This is a genomic window from Streptomyces sp. NPDC023527, assembly GCF_055560115.1.
This window is the reverse complement of sequence record NZ_JBVHJJ010000018.1, coordinates 148,135-165,168: the sequence shown is the minus strand read 5'-3', so window position 1 is coordinate 165,168 and position 17,034 is coordinate 148,135. Positions and strand designations below refer to the sequence as shown.

General features: G+C 69.4%; 16 protein-coding genes and 2 pseudogenes. 5 read left to right on the top strand and 13 right to left on the bottom strand.

Annotation, left to right across the window (positions count from 1 at the left end):
• Positions 1-345: 345 nt before the first annotated feature.
• From ACZ303_RS29975 to ACZ303_RS29950, 6 genes and pseudogenes are all read right to left on the bottom strand, one after another.
• The gene (locus ACZ303_RS29975) at positions 346-2,847 is read right to left on the bottom strand and encodes a helicase associated domain-containing protein (protein ID WP_467343623.1); all 2,502 of its coding nucleotides are present in this window, start codon (positions 2,845-2,847) and stop codon (positions 346-348) included.
• A 56-nt stretch (positions 2,848-2,903) separates the two neighbouring features.
• Entirely contained in the window at positions 2,904-3,410 is a 507-nt protein-coding gene (locus tag ACZ303_RS29970) for a hypothetical protein (protein ID WP_467343617.1), read from the bottom strand.
• A gap of 198 nt (positions 3,411-3,608) precedes the next feature.
• Positions 3,609-4,180: pseudogene (locus ACZ303_RS29965) on the bottom strand (transcriptional regulator).
• 19 nt (positions 4,181-4,199) lie between these two features.
• Entirely contained in the window at positions 4,200-5,771 is a 1,572-nt protein-coding gene (locus ACZ303_RS29960; RefSeq protein ID WP_467343616.1) for a helix-turn-helix domain-containing protein, read from the bottom strand.
• A complete protein-coding gene (locus ACZ303_RS29955; protein WP_467343615.1) occupies positions 5,768-6,058 on the bottom strand; it encodes an XRE family transcriptional regulator in 291 nt (96 codons plus the stop codon). Before ACZ303_RS29955 ends, ACZ303_RS29960 begins: the two co-directional genes overlap by 4 nt.
• A gap of 209 nt (positions 6,059-6,267) precedes the next feature.
• Entirely contained in the window at positions 6,268-6,849 is a 582-nt protein-coding gene (locus ACZ303_RS29950; RefSeq protein WP_467343614.1) for a hypothetical protein, read from the bottom strand.
• Positions 6,850-6,889: 40 nt separating this feature from the next.
• Between ACZ303_RS29950 and ACZ303_RS29945 the strand changes: the two genes are divergently transcribed.
• The gene (locus ACZ303_RS29945) at positions 6,890-8,125 is read left to right on the top strand and encodes a hypothetical protein (RefSeq protein ID WP_467343613.1); all 1,236 of its coding nucleotides are present in this window, start codon (positions 6,890-6,892) and stop codon (positions 8,123-8,125) included.
• A gap of 210 nt (positions 8,126-8,335) precedes the next feature.
• On the opposite strand, the gene ACZ303_RS29940 is transcribed toward ACZ303_RS29945, so the two are convergent.
• From ACZ303_RS29940 to ACZ303_RS29920, 5 genes are all read right to left on the bottom strand, one after another.
• A complete protein-coding gene (locus tag ACZ303_RS29940; protein ID WP_467343612.1) occupies positions 8,336-9,886 on the bottom strand; it encodes a UvrD-helicase domain-containing protein in 1,551 nt (516 codons plus the stop codon).
• Positions 9,883-10,365 carry a hypothetical protein gene (locus ACZ303_RS29935; RefSeq protein WP_467343611.1) on the bottom strand — a complete coding sequence of 161 codons (483 nt, stop codon included), beginning with the start codon at positions 10,363-10,365 and terminating at the stop codon, positions 9,883-9,885. Before ACZ303_RS29935 ends, ACZ303_RS29940 begins: the two co-directional genes overlap by 4 nt.
• 185 nt (positions 10,366-10,550) lie before the next feature.
• On the bottom strand, positions 10,551-10,973 hold the full coding sequence (locus ACZ303_RS29930; protein ID WP_467343610.1) for a DUF6083 domain-containing protein: 423 nt from the start codon (positions 10,971-10,973) through the stop codon (positions 10,551-10,553).
• 170 nt (positions 10,974-11,143) lie between these two features.
• Complete coding sequence (locus ACZ303_RS29925) at positions 11,144-11,407, bottom strand: helix-turn-helix transcriptional regulator (RefSeq protein ID WP_467343609.1); 264 nt, start codon at positions 11,405-11,407, stop codon at positions 11,144-11,146.
• A gap of 365 nt (positions 11,408-11,772) precedes the next feature.
• Positions 11,773-11,949 (bottom strand): hypothetical protein, encoded by a 177-nt coding sequence (locus tag ACZ303_RS29920; protein WP_467343608.1) that lies wholly within the window; start codon positions 11,947-11,949, stop codon positions 11,773-11,775.
• 91 nt (positions 11,950-12,040) lie between these two features.
• Here ACZ303_RS29920 and ACZ303_RS29915 point away from each other — a divergent pair, with 91 nt between their 5' ends.
• Positions 12,041-12,655 (top strand): hypothetical protein, encoded by a 615-nt coding sequence (locus ACZ303_RS29915; RefSeq protein WP_467343607.1) that lies wholly within the window; start codon positions 12,041-12,043, stop codon positions 12,653-12,655.
• A 348-nt stretch (positions 12,656-13,003) separates the two neighbouring features.
• Positions 13,004-13,216 (top strand): hypothetical protein, encoded by a 213-nt coding sequence (locus ACZ303_RS29910; protein ID WP_467343606.1) that lies wholly within the window; start codon positions 13,004-13,006, stop codon positions 13,214-13,216.
• A gap of 100 nt (positions 13,217-13,316) precedes the next feature.
• On the opposite strand, the pseudogene ACZ303_RS29905 reads toward ACZ303_RS29910, so the two are convergent.
• Positions 13,317-13,499 (bottom strand): annotated as a pseudogene (locus ACZ303_RS29905) (transposase family protein); the annotation flags it as partial.
• Between the two features lie 297 nt (positions 13,500-13,796).
• Between ACZ303_RS29905 and ACZ303_RS29900 the strand changes: the two are divergent.
• Together ACZ303_RS29900 and ACZ303_RS29895 are read left to right on the top strand one after the other, a co-directional pair.
• On the top strand, positions 13,797-14,228 hold the full coding sequence (locus ACZ303_RS29900; RefSeq protein WP_467343605.1) for a VOC family protein: 432 nt from the start codon (positions 13,797-13,799) through the stop codon (positions 14,226-14,228).
• 93 nt (positions 14,229-14,321) lie between these two features.
• Positions 14,322-15,104, top strand: coding sequence for a PIG-L deacetylase family protein (locus ACZ303_RS29895; RefSeq protein ID WP_467343604.1), 783 nt, complete (start codon positions 14,322-14,324; stop codon positions 15,102-15,104).
• 25 nt (positions 15,105-15,129) lie between these two features.
• Here the strand turns inward: ACZ303_RS29895 and ACZ303_RS29890 are convergent, their stop codons facing one another.
• Positions 15,130-16,920, bottom strand: a complete 1,791-nt coding sequence (locus tag ACZ303_RS29890) for a non-ribosomal peptide synthetase (protein ID WP_467343603.1) — start codon at positions 16,918-16,920, stop codon at positions 15,130-15,132.
• Between the last annotated feature and the right edge of the window lie 114 nt (positions 16,921-17,034).

Below are 17,034 nucleotides of genomic sequence, written 5' to 3'. Positions count from 1 at the left end.
GCGCGCGCTTCGCTCCGCGAAGACGACGCGCCGTCGCTACGCGACGGATACATCGCGATGCTCCGCATCGCTGACACTACGTCACTCCGTGACGTAGGCCGGCCACTTCGTGGCCGGTTGAGATCCCGCTCCGCGGTCTCTCAGCGGAGTTCGCTCCGCGAACTCCCATGGCTGGCTGTACCAGTGATAATGCGTCAGGGCTGCTTGGGTTTGCGGGAATCACGCGGATACGGGTCGTGCTCTGCGTCCGAGGGACGCTCCCTCCGAACCTGAGTGTCTCCCCTGCTGGAGTCTCCACAGTAGCACTTCCTGGGTGCTTCCTTAGTGGAGTTGCGAGCAGAAAAGTTACGGGATCTCTGAGAATCCGGGGCGCTCCTCTTCCGGAGGAACGACGTCGGCTTCGCGGAGGATGCTCTGGATCAACTGGCTTCTGTTCTCGGAGAGTTGGCCGTTCCTCTGGGCGGTGCGGGTCTTGCAGAGCCAAGGGCCGATCATCACGCGCTCTCCGTCAACGTCGATCCCCTCCCGGACGCCAGGAGGACGGCCGTGTCGTTCCACGAAGGCGCGCAGCAGGGTGGCTGTCTGTTCGAAGGAGCGGCGTTTCCTGGTTCTGGGGGTGCTGGGTGTGGCGGGGGTGGTGGTCTTCGTCGTGGTCAGGGTGATGTGGTTGGGGGTGAGGCTGAGGCGGGCCAGGAGGTGGCGTTGGCCGTCGTCGAGAGTGCTCCAGGTGGCGAGTTGGCGGTGCAGCCAGGTGCCGGCTTTCACGCCGTCAATCACGGTGTCGTGGCGCAGAGTTGCGGGGTCGTGTCCGGTCTGGAGGTGGCGGGCCAGGAGGTGGTATTTGCGGTGCCAGTCGGGTCCGTGCGGGAGGAGCCAGTCGGGGTCCAGGGCGGTCAGACGCGTGTGGCGGGGCTTTGGTAGTTGGCCTTTTCGGGCGAGGCCGCGTTGGTCGACGAGGAACTGGCCGCCGGGATCCTGGGCAGGGATGGCGAGGTGGCCGTGTTCGGCGTGGAAGGCCTCGATGAGGGTCATGTTGCCCTCGAAGGCGGCTTCGTGCTCGTCCCAGATCACGCCGAGTGCGTCGAGTTCAGCAATCCAGTCGGCAGTCAGGGTGCCGCGGCGGTGGGCGGTGCGCTGGCCTGCGATGAAGGCTCCCAGGCGGTAGCCGTAGGCGTCGGTGTAGTCGACCGGAACCTTCAGGTGGCCGTGTTCGGCGTGGTAACGGGTGGCGGCAGCCAGGCCCGCGCGGCGGGGCGCGGACAGCACCGCGCCGGCCGAGGGCCAGGCGAGCAGGTCCATCGCGCGGGCGATCGCCTGGGGGTCGAGGGTGAAGTCGAAGCGGAACCGGCGGGTGATCAGGTGGTGGGTGGTGTCGTCCAGGCGGTGCGCGGTGGTCTTGCGTGGGGCGCGGGCGGCGATGGTCTGGTCGTGGTGGCGCAGTGCTGCGGTGATCAGCCAGAGGGCTTCGTAGGGGGTGTCGAGGAGGTCGGTGGGGGCGGCGTCGGGTGGGATGTAGGCGGGGATGACCAGGCTCGCGGTCTTCACATCGACGGTGGGGGTTTTACGCAGGGCGCGGCCCAGAGCCTGGACGATCCGGCGCACGCTCTCGGTGCGGGAGGCGAAGACGATCGCGTCGACGGCTGGCAGGTCGATGCCCTCGGACAGGACCTGGGCGTTGGTGATCACAGCGCGGTCGGCCTTCGCAAAGTCGTTGAGGAGTTTCGCGCGCTGGTCAGGGGTGTGGTTGCCGTTGATCGACGAGACGGACAGGGTGCCGGCCCAGGAGGGACGCTGCTCAGGCGGGAGGGTGCGCAGGGTGTGGGGGAACTGGCGGGCGAAGTCCGCGGCGTCCGCAACCTGCTGGAAGTAGACGATCACATGCTTGAGGTCGTGCTCGGTCATCGCTTTGAGGACCGCCAGGTGCAGAGCAGTCGTCCGGCGCGCGGTCGGGGCGAAACCGGTGTGCGCGCCCTCGGGGTCGGTCAGGACCGTGCGCAGGTCGGTGTCGGTGATGGTGGGGACCAGGAGCTGGTAGTCGGCCAGGACGCCGTCCTCAATCGCAGCCGCGTGAGTGTAGGTGTGCAGACGGGGGCCGAACACCTTCGGATCGTCCATCGAGGCGATCAGGGACGGGGACTCCCAGGCCGGTACGGTCGACGCGGTCCGCTTCGGGCCCGGGCGGGCATCCGGGGCCTCGGCCAGGCGCGGCGGCTCCCACTCATACGGCGTCGCGGTCAGGTACAGGCGGCGATCGGTGCGAATCCGGGAGGAGTCGTGGATCACCGTCCATTCCTTGTCCCAGGAGCCCGCGGTGCGGTGTGCCTCATCCACGATCGCGAGATCGAAGACCGGAGCGGGGAAGACGGAGTGCTGGATTTCCTCGATCCGCCGAAGCGAGTCGAGGGTCACGAACACGGTCGCTGGCTCGTTCTTCCTGGCACGCTGGGCCAGCCAGTACGCCAGGTACTCCCCCGAACCCGTGGACACCGCCCCTGCCTCGGTCAACACGGGATGCTTGTGTGCCTCGAGTGAGGACACGGCCATCAACGGCTCGCGGCGGCCATCCGCACGGGCGGCCTGGGCCCACTGGCCGATCAAATCCCGGGACGGCACCACCACCAGCAGAAACCGGGTATCGAGGGCCTCGGCCGTCCGCAGGGCGATCAGCGTCTTGCCGGTGCCGCATGCGGACACCATGTGGCCACGCGAACCCGGCTTCCTGAGACCGCGTACCCCACTGTCCACCGCCGCCTGCTGATCCGGGCGCAGCGTACGGCGGACGGGCGCGATGGCGTCGGCCAAAGGCGGGTGGCTGTCCGGAACAGCAAAACGGGGGTTGGTGGCCATCAGGTGGTTCCCTTGGAAAAACGGCTGAAGGTTCGCAGGGGTGGGGCGGGCGGGGGTCACTGATAGAGGAAGTCCGCTCCCCACACCTGGAGTCCGTCGACCAGGGCGACGGCGGTGTCCGCTGCTTCCCGGAGCTGTGCGGCTGTGCACGCGTCGTAAATGGCGTTGGTTGCCCTTGAGTTGTGGTACTCCGCGGCAAGCCGGCGGAAGGTGACCGAGGGACGGAAAACGGTATCCGCCGACGCTTGTTCGTCCACGAGCTCCGCGGGAAGCCCGCAGTACGTCTCCGACGTGATGAAGCATGCCCAGTCGACCAGTTTCCGCGTCGACCACACATCGTGTGCGACGCGGTCAAGGAGCAGCGGACGGCAGTGGGGGTCAGGACATTCATCCACCGTCGCGTAGAACAGCTGGTCCACCAGGACAGCGTCGGCCCTGGGTGCAACCGGGTACAACTCGGACGGCGGCACGAACTCCCGCTGCCGACGGCGGACCGTGGCCGCACTGTGTACATGGTCAGCGCCGATCGCCATTCTTTCCACGGTCTCCTTCAGCAGGCTCATTTCCGGGCATCACAGTTCATCGTCGCGCGCCCTGGGTGCACAGCGGCCGCAAAACGACAAACACGCGGCACAGCGGTAGATCTTCTAGTAGGGCAGGGGGATGGTCACCGGTAGAGGAAGTCCGTCCACCACACCGAGAACCCGGAGGCAGGTTCGGCTGTGTAGGTCGGTTTTCGGGTGCGGTGCAGTGCGTGGGGTTCAGGCGGCGAAGCCGATGTTGGTGACGTACTCGTACTGGCCCCACTGCGAGCCCAGGTCGACGATCTGCTCGGTCCAGGCGTCGTCCAGGGCCTGGTCATCGCCGGTGGACCAGGCCTCGATGACGGCCTCCCAGCGGCGGACGTTGAGAGTGCGGAACTCTACGACCCGCTGGTGGGAAGGCCGCACGCCGGACTGATTGAGCGGATGGATCTCGACGCGGGTACCGCAGCCCGTGCGGTTGAGGCGGGCCAGGAGGTAGCGGGCGACGTTGTGACGGCGGACCGCGCGGTAGGCAGCGTCGATCCGGGCGACGTTGTATCGGGTGGGATTGCGGGTGCCGGCCAGCCATGCCTTCAGAGTGCGGTCGGTGACGGTCAGGCCCGCGTCGTGGGCGGCGGCGCGAGCGCGGGGGGTGCGGGTGAGGTAGTGCAGGCGGGCGAGCAGGCCGCGCCGGGTGGTGATGGGAGAAGCGATGAAGTCGGCGAGGGCGTCGAGTTGGCGGGCGACGGCCTCGTGGCCTTGATGCCTTGGGCGCCGTACTGGCCGAAATCGGTGGTGCGCTCGGGCACTTGAGGTCCCCTCCCCCCGTCAGTTCTCGTCGGTGGGTGCGGCGGCGGCCGGGTCGGTGGGTGCGGTGCCGACGGAGTAGACGTCCTTGACCTTCACTTCAAAAACTCCGCGGCCTTCCGGGAAGACACGCCGCCAGTCGCCGACGACGTGGAGTTCGTCGGTGCCCATCACACGGACGACCGTCAGGCCGGCGTTGTGCGCCTTGAGGGCTTTGACCCAGAGGTTGGCGAAGGCCTGCGAGCGGATCAGGTGCATCCAGTCCGGACGGTACAGCTCCCGGTTGTAGTTCGACTCCCCCATCGTGGAGACGAACTTCGAGTACATCGCCTTCACATACTCCAGCGTCACCTCGTCCCCCTCGGCGATGGACCGGTCCCGGGCATCCTTGAGGGCGATGCGGAACTTCTCCAGCAGGTTCTCCGTCGCGCCCGAGGTGAACGACTCGTGGATCTCGGGGGGTTCGCACAGGGCGTACTTCGGGCCGGACAGGCGCAGCAGCAGGCGCAGCGTGGGTTCGGTGACCCAGAGCGGGCCGGGTTCGTCACGGTTGCCGATCGGGTTGGGCAGGTGGGCGCCGTGCTCCCATGCGGGCGGGGTGATCAGGTGGACGCCGGCGCGGCGGCGGTCGTGCACGTTGCCGACGGTGTGCTCCAGCTGCCCGAGCGGCAGGTGCGTCTTGAGCGCGCTGAGGTAGGCACCGTTGATGTCCAGGGCCGTCACCTCGTGTCGGCCTGCGGGCAGTTCGGGGCAGGTCCACCGGGGGCGGGCCTCCCAGATCTGGTCGGCACCACGGGCAGACTGCTTGCGCAGGATGTCCGGGATCCACGGGTGGGCGACGATGGCATAGCGGCCGCCCCTGCGGCAGTCGTCCAACAGGGCCATCGCATCCGGGATCGCCCGCTTGACCAGGGCCGCGGTCGCCGCCTCCACATCGCCCTCATGAGCCTCAAGCGCCTCGGCCACCGCCGCCGCAATCGGGCCAGACGGGTCGGCGTCGGACGCGGCCCGCACACGGCGGCCGGCGGGCACGGCCTTTACCGGCTTCGCCGCGCGGTCCTCTGGCCGTTTGGCCGGGGTGTCGGGTGCGGGGGCTGTGGTGGCGCACTGAGCGAGGTCAAGGTGCTGGGGAAATCCGGCGACCTGGTGGAGGGCAGGCTGCCCGCACAGGACACACGGCTCGGGTGCGGCCAGGGCTTCGCCGTCGTCGGCTTCCGGCGCCGGGTACGGCTGATCAGCCGTACCCGGCCGCTCCGCAGCCGTCGCAGCATCGCCGCCCGACGTGGCGGGCCCGAATTGAGGGAGATCGGCGTGAGCGGGGGTTTCGGCCTGCCAGGCGGCATCAAGGTCGGCGAGCTTGGCGTGAGCACCTTTGAGGAAGTAGGCGTAACGCTCACGGACGCCACCGGCCGGGTCGCGGCCCGCTTCCCAGCCGCCGACCGTGGAGGGGCTCACCCCCAGCGCCCGGGCCACCTGCGCGCGGGAGAGGTCCAGTGCTTCACGCAGGGCGCGGCGCTGCTCGGCCGGGGGCAGTTCGGCCTCTTTGCGGGCCGCGGCCAGCAGGGCGTCGATTGCCTCGAACTGCGGCTTCACCGCACCTCCCCCTTTACGGGCGGCCGCTGCCGTCCGGCACGGCGCACGTCGGGTAGCGCCTCGCACGCCCGGGTCGGACCCGTCAGGAAGTCCAGGACATCCATGCCGTAGTGCACGGCCAGCGCCTCGCAGTCGGCCAAACTCCAAGCAGCGACTCCGGACTGACGGCGGCTCACCTGCGCCTGCGTCACCCCCAGCGCCTCAGCCAGCCTCGCCTGCGACTCGCCCGAGGCATGCATCAGTGCCGCCACCGCCAGCCGCACCCGTTCCGGCAAGGACATTCCCATGACCTCACCCTACCAGTTTCATGCGATTTATGCATTATTTATGATAGATTTGCATAGCTTTCTTGTGGCGGCCCGCGGCCCCGGAGCGCGGGGAACGGCCGGACGACAGGAGGCGGGCTCATGGTCCATCGGGTCTCCGCACCGGGGCACACCGCCGCGCCCACGTGTCCGAGAGCGAAGTCCATCCCCACCGTGTCGCGGGGCGCGGGTCAGAGCACCAGCGGATTGTCCCGAGTGAGTCCGATGGTGTGCATCTGGCGGCGCAGCTGCGCGGGCAGGTCGTTGTCGACGATGATGACTTGGTGCGGGCGTGCGTGCGGCGTGTCGCTGCGGGCGCCGGCGATGTGGTCGAGGAAGTGCGCGTACAGCCGTGCGATCAGCTGCTGGTCCTCGTTGCCGTATCCGACGTTTTTGCGCGGCGGATCGATGATCAGCAGGGACAGCAGATCGGTGGCTCCGGTGACCAGCGCGTGGCTGAGGAATGTCATCCGGTAGGCCACGTTGATCGCGGTGCGGACGCCGTGGCCGACCTTGGTGAGTTTGCCTGCCCTGACCTTCGGCAGCAGCGAGTTGTGATCGATGCGCGCACCAGGCTCTCCGGGCAGCGACAAACCGCCGATGATGGCTGCGAACTGCTCCTCGATCTCGGCCAGGGTGGTCTGGCGTCCGGACAGGAGGTTCTTGCGCGTCTTGATGTCCTCGCGCACACCGCGCAGTTCTTCCTCGGCCGCGCGCAGCGCCCGCTGCAGTTCGAGCAGCCGCCGGTGCGGGTCGAGTTGCCGCTCGAGCATGCCGGATCCGGGTGCGGGCACCGGCATGGGCAGCTGAGAGTTGCTCGATCTGCCCGGCCAGAGGCCCGATCTCCAGACGGGTGCGCTCCTCCAGCTCCGCCCGCGCCTGAGCGAGAGCATCCTGGGCCTCACCTGTTGCCTTGGCCACCTCGACCGCTCGCTGGTGCGCCGTGGCCAGCGCGGCTTCGGCTGCCAGCACGACCTCGTCCCGCGCACCCGGGTCCAGTTCGCACAGGCACAGACCACAGACCCCCTCAGGCACGATCCGGCCAGTCAGCGACTGCGTGCAGGAGGGACAGCGCGGCACTGGGTCGGTGCCCGGCTGCTGCTGGGCACGCTTGACGGCCTGCTGGGCCAAGGAGACGGCGGCCTGGGCCGCTTTCTCCTCTTCCCGGGCCCTGGAGTGCGTTCCCTCCAGCGCGGCGACGCGCTGGCGCAGCGGATCGGCGAAGGTGGTCGCGGCCCGCATGCGCCCCTTGAGTTCCTCCAGGGCCGTCAGCTTCTCCCGTTCTTCGCTCCGGGAGCGGGTCAGCTCTTCGTCCAGTTCTGCGGCGCTCCCGGTCAGGAATTCGCTGATCGTCTCGGTGCGGCGTTTGAACTGGCTCACGGTCTGAATCAGGTCGTCGCGGCGGGCAGTCAGCACCCGCATCTCCGCGTCGATGAGTCCGAGCACGAGCTCGACGACCGTCTTGTAGGACTGCGCGGTGTTGGCCTGCCCACGGACGGACTCCGTGCCGTCGACCATGTCCTGGGAGAGGTAGTTCAAGGCGTAGAGCTGGGCGAAGGTGAGACGGGCACCGCTGCCGAGGAGGGCTACAGCGGTGGGCGGGGCAAACAGCTCAGACAGGCCCAGCAGGTCCAGCAGCACCTCACCCACGACACGCCGGCCACTGTCGGACTGCGGAGTGACGTCGAGATGCTCTTCGACTTTTCCGTCGTAGGGGCTGATCAGTTCGACGGTACCGGTGTCGGTGACCGTGGAGCGCCGCAAGGTGATGCGCATGCCTTCGACCCGCAGATACACCGTGCCGGAGGTCAGCCGCTCCGAGGGCACCTGCCGCCACTCCACCGGCAGGCCCAGCGGGTACTTGATGCAGTCGACCAGCGTCGTCTTGCCCGTGTCGATGGGGCCGTAGACGCACACCACCGGATAGGCGAAGTCGAGGATGCGTACCCCGCCGGTGGAGTTGATGACCACTTGCTCAACGAACAGATCCCGCGACATGGACTTCCTCCCACAGTTCACCGACACCGGGACAACGGGGAGGCCTGCTGAAGGAATCGAGCACGACGGCCAGATCGCCAGAAGGGGTGAGCCAAGCCCGGCAGGAACTGGCCGGGGTTTCGCTCAGTGTCTCCTCTGCCCTCTGATGCTCAACCTGGGGCACCGCAGGCAGAGGGCAGTCTCCGGTGCGGCGGGCGGTGCGTGGGAACAGTCCGCAGATGCGGACACGCCCGCAGGCCTGTTCCGTGCTCGTCATCCGGCTCACAGGCGGCTGTGCCCGGGGACGGCAGAAGTGGCTGGTGCTCGCTCCGCCGCCGGGGCGGGCTGGTCACGCAGCTCGATATGCACGGGCGCGCCGGGGGATCCTTCGGGATGGTCGTGGATCCAGGACAGGCCGCCGATGTCGAGCCGGTGGCGGGTCCGGGTGACGGCGACGTAGGCGAGGCGGGCCTCGCTGTCGTCGATCGGGCCGGGCACAGCGCGGCCGGTGCCGTCGTGCTGATCGCTGTCCTTGGGTGGGGTGAAGTCGTCGGCGATTCTCACGTGAGCCCATTCGCGGCCCTTGGCCTTGTGGGCGGTCGAGACGGTCACCTCGGCCTGGCGTTCGGGGGCGAGTTGGGCGACGGCGGCCAGGATGGCGTCCGTGCCGTGGGTGTCGACCAGGTCGACGAAGGGCCGCAGGTCGCGGCCGGCCGGGTCGTGAGCGGCATAGTCCTGCAGTTCGCCCCAGGAGGGGGACAGGACCAATTCGGGGTGGGTGGTGCGGCGCCCTTCCTTCAGCTCCCGGGCAGCCAGGGCCAGAGCTCGCAGGCTATCTCCTCCCCCGACCAGGCCGACGCGGTGTCCGGCGGCCATCAGGTCCATGGCCTGGGCCATGGCGCCGACGTTGGTGCGGCACACCGCATCGGGCTGGATGACGGGGCCGAGTTCGGTGGGTACCGCGGGGGTGCCGGTCAGCCGGATTGGGGCATCGGCGATGGCCAGCCAGCGGTTGGCCTCGTCGGCGAGCTGCGGGCCGAAGCGGAAGGACTGCGACAGGGCCAGCCGGGTGCCGTCGAAGCCCATCATGACGTCCCTGGCTCCGCGCCAGTGGTAGATGGCCTGGGCAGAGTCGCCCACCATCACCAACTGCGCGTGGCCGCGCTGGGCGAGGAAGACCTGTTCGACGACGGGGTTGGTGTCCTGGGCCTCGTCCAGCAGGAGGAAGTCGGTATCGATCGTCGGCCTCGTGAGGGCCCAGATCTTCAGGTAGTGGTCGTGGTCGAAACGGACCGCTCCGTCGTCCGGGTGCTGCAGGTCGGCCCAGGCCTTCTGGGCGAACGGCACGATGTGGGCGGCGAGTTGGTTGTGCAGGTCGCGGTCTTCCAGGCCGCGCAGGTGCGGCACGTGGTGGCTGGCAATCGCCTCGTCGGCGGTGTGGCAGAAGCGGGCCACGGCGCGCAGGGTCGCGTAGGAGAGGGTTTTCGGGGAGAGGTCGCGTTCGCCGATGCGGACTGTTTGGGTGATGCCGAGGGCCTGTCCGGTCTGCCAGGCCGGACGGCGTGGCGCGTTCAGGCGGCGGGTGTAGCGGTGGCCGACGGCGGCGTAGGCCAGGGCGTGGGCGGTCTTGCACCAGACGTTTTTCGGGAAGCGGGTAGCCGCATCCTGGGCGATGACCCGGTTGTAGGCGAGGTAGCGGCCCCGGCGGGTGGTGCTGTGGGCGAGCAGGGTCAGGGTGGTGGTCTTGCCGGTGCCCGCGCCGGCCTGCAGGGCCAGGTGGTTGCCGGCGTGGAAGGCGTCGGCTGCGGCTGTCTGTTCGTCGGTGGGGTTCATGGTGTGGGTTCCTTCAGGGGGCGGGTGAGAGCGTGCCCGACGGCGGACAGCAGGTGCGCGGGGGTGGTAGCGGCGAGGAGTTGGCGTACGGCGTGGTCGAGCCGGTCGCTCTCACTGTCGGCGTGCTCGGCCAGCCCTCGGTGGAGGGCCTCGCGTACGAAGCGTTCGAGGGTGAGGCCCGCCTGGCGGGCATCGCGTTCGAGGGCGGTATGGATGCCGGGCGGGAAGGCGACGTTGAGCAGGACGTGTCCGTGCACGTCGGGGTAGTGGGTGGTGATCACGTCGATGGGCAGCCGGGTGGTGAGGCGCCAGCGCAGGCGGTGGGCAGCTCGTTCGGGGGTTTCCGCGCTCACGAGGGCCATGAGGCGAGTGGCATCGTGGTTGGCTGCGAGTGGCCGGGCCTGGGCGGCGTGGCGGAGTTCGGCCGCCGTCAGGGGCCGGGTCAGCGCGATTTCCAGGGCGTGGTGCGGCATCGTCACCGGTTTCTGGACTGGCGAGCCGGAGGGTAGGGCAGGCGGGCGTGGATGTGTGCCGCGTGCAGGAGGGGATCGAAGGTCCGCCATCCCGCCAGGGCGAGATCGGCGGCACAGGCGTGTGCGGTGCAGCTGGGCGCGCCAGCGCAGTTGTTCGCTGTAAGGGAGGTGGCCCAGGTCGTAGACGGCCATCACGGTATCGGGCGGGGCCAGTTGGCCACGGCTGGGTCCGGTGGGCAGCAGTCTCCAGGTGCCAGCCGGTCCGGTGGGGTCAAGGACGGGGTGGGTGTGCGGGCCGGGCAGAGGACGGCATGCGGGATGCGGCACCAGGCGCTGCCGTCGTCGTGTGGGTGGGCGATGCCGCTGCTGAGGTGCCAGCGGCAGGATTCGGGGACGTCGGCGGCAGCCAGTTCGGCGGGGTGCAGCGCAATGGGCCGCTGGTCTGCGCGCTGGTAGAGGTCGATGCGGTTGCCGCACTGACGGCAGCGGCCGGTTTGACCGGCGCGCAGCAGGCGACTTGGGCTGGTGGCGGCCACCCGCAGCGGGCGGGGGTGGCGGATGATGCGGGCGCTGCCGTCCCAGTGTCGGCCGACGTAGGCGGGTGTGGAGCACATGGCCCTGACCGTCCCAGGCGACACACAACGACGGTCAATGCGATGGCGCGTGTGTCCCCTGAGTGGTCCAGCGGATCCGAACAGGCGATCCGGTTATCGGTTGGATGTTCGAAGCCTGCTCGTCGGTTCGGGTGATTTGCGGCCTGGCCCGAGAAGGGAGCGCCGGGAAGTCAGGCGCCCTGCGTGCCGGGCGGGGTGTGGTCGTCACAGAGGGCGCCGAGAAGGTGCTCGATGGGCACGTCGAAGGTGTGGGCGAGGGCGTGCCAGGTGGTGACGTTGCCGGTGGTGCGGCCGTGTTCGAGGTCGATGAGGGTGCGCCGGGCCAGACCGCTGCGGCCAGCGAGTTCGTCGAACGTCCAGCCGCGCTCACCCCGCAGGCGCGCGAGGATGACACGCAGCGCGGTGAGGTCGGGATCGGGCGGCAAGATCGTCACCCCACCATCCGGCGGTGCAGACCCCTGCCCTGTCAGTGCAGACTTCTGCACTATCTGCCGGGGCGGGAGCGCTGCTTACGGTGCAGGGATCTGCACTACCGTGCTTCATCCCGGCCTCCTACGGCCGGGGCACGGACCACTCCGGCGCAGACAGACGGGAGGACGACCAGCCGATGAGGCTTGCTGGCGCGCATGCCGCAGTGCGGCGCATCTGGACAGTGGAACTGCATCCGCGAGCGGGCGGTCCCACTCTCGTCTGCCCCTCCTGCACCGCCCACACCTCTGCTCTCAAGGCATCCTCCGCACGATCGGCCGCACTGGCCCACCTGGCCTGCCACGCCCGCGCCGACCCGCTGCCGGCGCATCTACGCAGTTGCCAGTGCCGGGCGCGGGGCTGCCGGTGGCATCCGCGTCACCGCGGGTGCGCCGGGCCGGTGCTGCTCGCCCTCACCCGCGACCGCGGCGGCCGCACCTGGCGGCTCGCCGACGGCATGCGCGGCCTGCGCCGCGGCGACCAGCAACACCGCTGTCGTGCCCGACACCCTGCTCGGCTCTCTTCGGTCTCGCCCCTCCCCCTGCCCGTCGGCGTCTGCGCATGGCAGGCCCCGCCCCGGGGCCGAGGAGCGCGTGCGCGTGCGCGTGCGGGAGATGCTCCCCTACCTCGGTACCACGCTGCCCCGGTTCACCTCCCCTGCCGCCCGGCAGCTGGCCCTGCAGTGCGCCCTGCGTGCCGACACCCGCGGGCACGTCCAACTGCCGGCGGGCCTGCTGCGCGGCATGCGTCTGCACGGGAGCCGCGAATTGTGGCTGGAGCTGGCCCATGCCGACTGGCTGGAGTTGCCGGACTTCCGGGCGCTGCCCGTACAGCTGCGGCTGCTCGACGCCGCGGTCCTGGACCAGGCACCCGGCCGCAGCGCCCGCTGCCGCGCCGCCCACTGGGCACTGCGCCCCACGCCGCTGATCCTGCCGGCCGCGCCGCCCGCCCTGCGGCTGACCGCCCTCGTGCTGGCCGCACACACCTCCGACCATGCCGAACACGGGACCGACATGGACGTCCTCACCTGCCTGTGCGGGCACACCCCACAGCAGACCGGAGAACTCCTCGACCGGCTGGTGACCACGCGCACGCTGAGTGCCTGGCATCACAACCGGGAAACCGACGAGGTGTTCTGGAAGCTGCCCCAGCCGCAGGCAAGAATTCGCCCCGGCGTACATCCTCACCAGCACCAGACACCGCAGCCCTGCTGAGGCCGACGCCGAGCAACGGAGGCGCCGGCCGTGCCTGCGGCCAAGCCCGAGAGCGCCGCCGCCTCGTCGGCGGCCCTCTCGGCATCACCGACGCCACTGGGGACTCGACTGGGGCCGAAGCCATCCCCGAACTCCGCGCTCTGATCGGCAAAGACAACAAAGCTCAAGAAGGCGAAGGAGTAACCGGAGGAGATCCCGCTTGCGGAGCGGGAGATGACCCAGGCTCGACCACCGCTACGCCCACCGTCTGGACAGCCCCCGCCAGCCCGCCTGGAAGCCTGGCCAGGCCCTCGGTATCACGTCCCGTCCGCATCGGCGAGCTGGAGATCAGCCCGCGCAGGCTCCACTGTGCTGCGCACCGTCACCCGCTTCTGCCACTCCGCCGACCGCACCCTCCTGCACGATCTGGAAGACAGCGTGGTCCGCTTCGACCACGCTGCAGTACGATGCCGCCCACAGCCCGGCCGCCGCGACCTGCAGCCCTTCATCGACCAGCTCACCGACGAAACCCCACGCCGACATCACCTCTCCACCGCCCACAAGGCCAAAGGCCGCGAATAACCCATCGTCAAGATCGCTGGCGGCTTCCCCCTCCCCAAGACACCGACCAGCACGACGCCCACGGCCACCCGATCCCGCAACCGGTCAACCGCACCGACGCCCGCCTAAACCTCGGCAGGCCCGGCGCCTCGTCCGCGAGGTGCTCGACGACGGTGGTGACGTAGGCGCGGGCGGTGCCGACGGACATCTGGAAACCGGCGGACAGCTGGGCGAGGGGTCGTGTCGGCGGAGATACGCCAAAGCGGTCAACGCACGCTTGGACGGGCGGAGCTGAACACCTCCGTCAACAGCACAGGCCCCTGCCGTTACTGCCCCGGTCCCGTCACCCGAAACGATGGCCACCCTGAAAAGCCTCATTGTCGGAGATGACGAGCCGGCCCCGAGGAGGCCCGTGCCGACCACAACGGCATCAGCGCCGCCATGCATTCCACATGATGGGTGAACATGCAGGTGGGCGCCGCACGCCGCGGTGTTCCACCGCCGGCTGCGGCTCTTTCGCAGATACTTCGCCAGCGTGCCTCAGTCTCGCGCGACGTGGTTAACCTCTCCCAGCAGGGACCTCGGGAGCGAAGGAGGCGTCGTGTACGACCCGGCTCGCGGCTTCCCTCATGTGGTCGTCGAACTCGCCTACGCCGACCCCGATCGCGCTGTCGACTGGCTCGTGCAGGTCTTCGGATTCCGCCTGCTCCTCAGGCAGCCGGAGTGGGGGGCCATCCGACACGCCGACCTTGACACAGGCGGTGGAATCGTCATGGTCCGGCGAACCGGCGAACGGCACACCAGCGCCTGCGTCAACGGGCACACCTGCAAGCAGATCATCGTCTGGGTTCCCGACGTGGATGAGCACTTTGCGCGCTCCGCAGCAGCAGGCGCCCGCATTGTGCAGCCCTTGATGGACAAGCCGTGGGGGTTGCGCCAATACCTGGTCCAAGACCTCGAAGGCCATCTCTGGGAATTCACCCGGCACCTACGTGACGTACCGCCGCGCGAATGGGGTGCGGTGGCCTTGTGACCTGACCGCTCCACGCTCGCCCGGCATGTCCCAGCGTCCTGCCAGACGCCGCCATGACCGTGCTGAGCCGCGACCACTTCGGGGATCCACATCATGTTTTCCTCGCACACTGTCATCGTCCTGCACGCTCATCCGGACGACGAAGCCATCTTCACCGGACTGACCATGCGCCGCCTGGCCGACATCGGCGCTCGCGTGGTCCTCGTCATGGCTACCGATGGCGCCGCCGGCATCCCTCAAGTCCCGTTGTCACGCGGAGAATCCCTGCGCAGCCGCCGCCTCGCCGAGCTCGAGCGGGCTTGCGACTTGCTCGGTGTGGCCAGACTGGAGGTCCTGGGCTACTCCGATTCCGGTGCTCACGACGGCCCGTACCAGGCAGGAACGCTCGGCGCAGCATCCGTCACGGAGATCGCAGGTCAAGTGGCACGGGTCGCCAGCCGCGAAGGTGCCTCCACGCTGGTGCACTACGACCACCGCGGCATCTACGGACATATCGACCATGTCCAAGTACACCGCGTGGGTGCCACGGTCACCCGCAACCTGCACCTGGCCGGGTATCAGGCCACGGTAGATGCCGCAGCCTTACGGGCAGGGCCGCGCCACGTGCTGCAACGCGCTACCGGCGGCCCGTTGGACGTGGGCGTTCCCGCGTCCCGGATCTCGGTCACTGTCAAGGCGGAAGGCCCCGACCTGCTCGCAAAGGTGGCCGCGATGGCCACGCACGCCAGCCAGATCGGGGCAGCAGACCTTGACCCTGCACGCTTCGCCGCAGCCTATGGCCGGGAGTGGTTCGTCCGCGAGGGCGAGCCGGGAGCACTGGATGCGCTCCTTGCCGCTTCGGCAGAACCGACCGCGGAAGCGGTGCTTGGTTCCTGACCCTCGGGGCGGGGCTCGTTCGGCGTCAGTGGCGCCGGGTGCCGGCGGACTCGTATGACGCCCGCACGACGGAGGCGAGCTCGGACAGGGTGTCTGCCTCGAACACCGCTCTCATCGGCACGGTGACCCCCAGCTCGTCGCGGAGCCGTCCGGCGAGCCGGGTCGCCAGCATCGACTGACCGCCGAGTTTGAAGAAGTTGTCGCTCGGCCGGGCGTCCGGCACCGCCAGAATCTCCCTTACCATCAGGTACAGCCTGCCCTCCACCGAGGCCGGGCCGTTGTCGGCATCGCCGTCCGTCAGTTCCCCATCGTGGTGCGCCACCGACTCGGCGAGATCCCGCAACGCCGCACGGTCGATCTTGCCGTTGGCGGTGACCGGGAGCCGCGGCAGCGCACGGACCGATGCGGGCACCATGTGCTCAGGCAGGGTCTCCGCCATATGTACGCGCAGTTCGGCAGCGGATACCTCGAAGCCGTCGACGGTGCTGACGTAGGCGGCAAGGCGAGCGCCCGCGAGGTCGCCGACCACCACGGCGGCGGCGACATCCACCGCGGGGTGGGCGGCCAGCCGAGCCTCGACCTCGCCCAGCTCGACGCGGAAACCGCGAATCTTCACTTGATCGTCGCCTCGGCCGGCGAACACCAGTTGCCCGTCCTCGCGGCGGTGACCGCGGTCGCCGGAGCGGTACATGCGGCTGCCCGGCGGGCCGAAGGGGTTGGGCATGAACCGGGTGGCCGTCAGCCCCGGCCGGTTCAGGTAGCCGCGGGCCAGGCCGTTGCCGGCCAAGTACAGCTCGCCGTCGCGGCCGTCCGGGGCCGGGCGCAGGCAGTCGTCGAGGACGTACACGCTGTTGCCCGACCACGGCGCGCCGATAGTGATCTCATCGGAGGTGGTGATGGGGCCAGCGATGGTGGACCCGACCGTGGTCTCGGTCGGCCCGTAGCCGTTGAACATGCGCCGCCCCGGCGCCCACTTGGCCACCAGTGCGTGGGAGCAGGCGTCGCCGGTGGACATCACGGTGCCGCCGACCAAGACGTCCTCGGGGTCGGTGACGCTCAGCGCGACCGGGGGCAGCACGGCATGGGTCACCGCGTGACGATGCAGCGTGTCGTGAAGCGGCTGGCCGGGCAGCAGTTCCTCGGCTGGGGCCACGACCAGCGCGGCACCGGACAGCAACGCCGCCGACCAGTCCCAGAACGCCGCATCGAAGCTGATGGACGCCCACTGGAGCACGCGGTCGCCCGGCCGGGGGGCGATGGATACGGCTTGGGCGGCCACGATGTCGGCGACGCCGGCGTGTGTCACGGCGACGCCCTTGGGTGTCCCGGTCGAACCCGACGTGTAGATGACGTACATCAGGTGCTGGGGGTGAAGGGGAGCATTTCGGCACGTGTTGGTCAGGTCGTGGCCGGGCCGCGACGCGGTCTCACGCACTGCGCCGGAGTCGTCCACCACCAGCTCGGGAACCGGCACGCCGAGGTCGAGCGCCACCCGCGCCGACCGGACCAGGAGTACCGGCCGGGCGTCTTCGACCATGTGCGCCAATCGCTTGGCGGGGTACTGCGGGTCCATCGGGAGGTATGCGCCGCCGGCTTTGAGCACCGCAAGCAGAACCACCATCAGCTCGTCGCACTTCGGCAGCGCCACCGCCACCGTGGTGTCAGGGCCGACCTCGTGCTCGACCAGCACTCGCGCCAACTGATTGGCGCGAGTATTGAGCGCGGCGTACGTTACGACGCGGTCGCCGAACACCACCGCCGGGGCCTTACCCGCACGGGCCGCAATAGATTCGAACAACTCCGGAACGGTGGGCACCTGCTCACTCCGTCCTCTTAGAACCGGGATACGAGGCGCTGCGCCCGCTCCGAACGTAACCACTCGCGGCGCGTCGGGGCGGTGCGGCGAAAGGACCGCGACAGGGCTGCCCGG

Excerpts from the sequence above, each read along its gene's own strand:
- ACZ303_RS29930 (WP_467343610.1), bottom strand. The coding sequence starts at position 10,973 with ATGTGCTCCACACCCGCCTACGTCGGCCGACACTGGGACGGCAGCGCC.
- ACZ303_RS29970 (WP_467343617.1), bottom strand. The coding sequence starts at position 3,410 with ATGAGCCTGCTGAAGGAGACCGTGGAAAGAATGGCGATCGGCGCTGAC.
- ACZ303_RS29955 (WP_467343615.1), bottom strand. The coding sequence starts at position 6,058 with ATGGGAATGTCCTTGCCGGAACGGGTGCGGCTGGCGGTGGCGGCACTG.
- ACZ303_RS29950 (WP_467343614.1), bottom strand. The coding sequence starts at position 6,849 with ATGCTCGAGCGGCAACTCGACCCGCACCGGCGGCTGCTCGAACTGCAG.
- ACZ303_RS29895 (WP_467343604.1), top strand. The coding sequence starts at position 14,322 with ATGTTTTCCTCGCACACTGTCATCGTCCTGCACGCTCATCCGGACGAC.
- ACZ303_RS29975 (WP_467343623.1), bottom strand. The coding sequence starts at position 2,847 with ATGGCCACCAACCCCCGTTTTGCTGTTCCGGACAGCCACCCGCCTTTG.
- ACZ303_RS29940 (WP_467343612.1), bottom strand. The coding sequence starts at position 9,886 with ATGAACCCCACCGACGAACAGACAGCCGCAGCCGACGCCTTCCACGCC.